Genomic DNA, 1,433 nt, shown 5'->3' with positions numbered 1-1,433 from the left:
CCAGACAACAGCAAATCAGATACAGGGTACTCCGCCTTATCTGACTTTCGACGGTGGTCGTACACGTGCAGTCGATGCTAACGGTCTGCTTGGGATTACACTATCTGATGGTACGCAATATACGCCATCATCCAATCCCTCATCATCAACAACACCAATTGTGTTACCTGCCACAGGTCAGAGTTTTGCTGATATAAGTATGTTCGTCCCAACTAATACTAATTCAGTCGATTTAAGTTCTCTTATCGGTCCTCCTAATAATTATTGGGGAGATGATGATGGTGATAGTGACGTTACTGCTACAGGTTCTTTGAGTTTATCTATCGTCGATAAAAACAATCGGCCTGTATCACGTAATACTGTGTTAACGACATGTAATGATTCTGCACCTTATAGGGTTAAGTTATCTAGTACTAACGGTACATTATCTACTCGTTATGGCGTTCCTAATCGTAGTACTTTCAATGCAAGTAATGTGACTTATTACGTCAATCCAAAGCCAGGTCCCTCAGTTTGTGTTAGATTTGCCAGACCTAATTTAAAAAATGGTAAGCTTGGTGATGATAGGTATAACCCATTTTTTGATTTTGCTGGTCCTGCTTCAATGTGGGACCCTGCTAATGGTTTTATCCCTCAGTCAACTGGCCCATCTTCTTACGGTAGAAACTTTCCTACAACTGGTGCTAATGGGCTGTACTTTGATTTACTCATTAGTGGTAGTAGTCAGCCATTGTATTGGTCTCCTGTTTCTCAGGGTGGTATCACAGTCACAATGTCTAATTCTACTGCTACAAGCGTTCGTGTTACTTTAACTGGTCCTTACGCTACCGAATACCAGCATAATTCTAGAAATCCTGATCCTATTTCTAAACCTACTTTGCCTCAGACCTTCGAGTTGGTCGGTCGAGACAATAATGGTAATCCAGTTATTAAATATGGTTTTACTTTGAAGCAGTGGTTCGTCCACCGTGGTTCTAAGGATGACATTCCTTCTAATATTTCATCTTGGTGTAATAGTCTTGGTTATCGAGTGCCTAGCGTAAAGGATTTAACCAACGCATCTTGTCCTAACAACAATTCTAGCTGTCTTGGTTCAGTCGGGGCCACCCCTTCCTCGCAGGGTAATCATATTATGCGTCATATAGGTTCTGGTTTTTTCACTGAGTGGGGCAACATGCTTGATTACTCTGGCGTTGGCTTCCCCAACGTAGTAATTTGTTTTGCCGGCCAAACCAACTCCTCCAACAGTATTGGGATAGACCAATACGATGGTCGTTATGTGTTGCTTAGTACTAATACTGTCACCTTATCCGGGCTTTGCTCCTATCCTTAGTTCTTATTTCTTCGTCCTTAATCCTTAGGGCGGGGGTGGGGGTGATAAAAAATAGTGTTGAGTGATTAAAAGTAAGCTGACTCAAGGAGTCAACGTCGTT

1 pseudogene is annotated in these 1,433 nt (G+C 42.1%); it reads left to right on the top strand.

The features are described from left to right. Positions 1 to 1,333 (top strand): annotated as a pseudogene (locus tag J3U16_RS11875) (hypothetical protein); the annotation flags it as partial. Between the last annotated feature and the right edge of the window lie 100 nt (positions 1,334 to 1,433).

It is taken from the genome of Gilliamella sp. B3023, assembly GCF_026536845.1.
Classification (GTDB): domain Bacteria; phylum Pseudomonadota; class Gammaproteobacteria; order Enterobacterales; family Orbaceae; genus Gilliamella; species Gilliamella apicola_E.
Note: the sequence above shows the minus strand (reverse complement) of the source record. Positions and strands in the feature narration are given on the sequence as shown.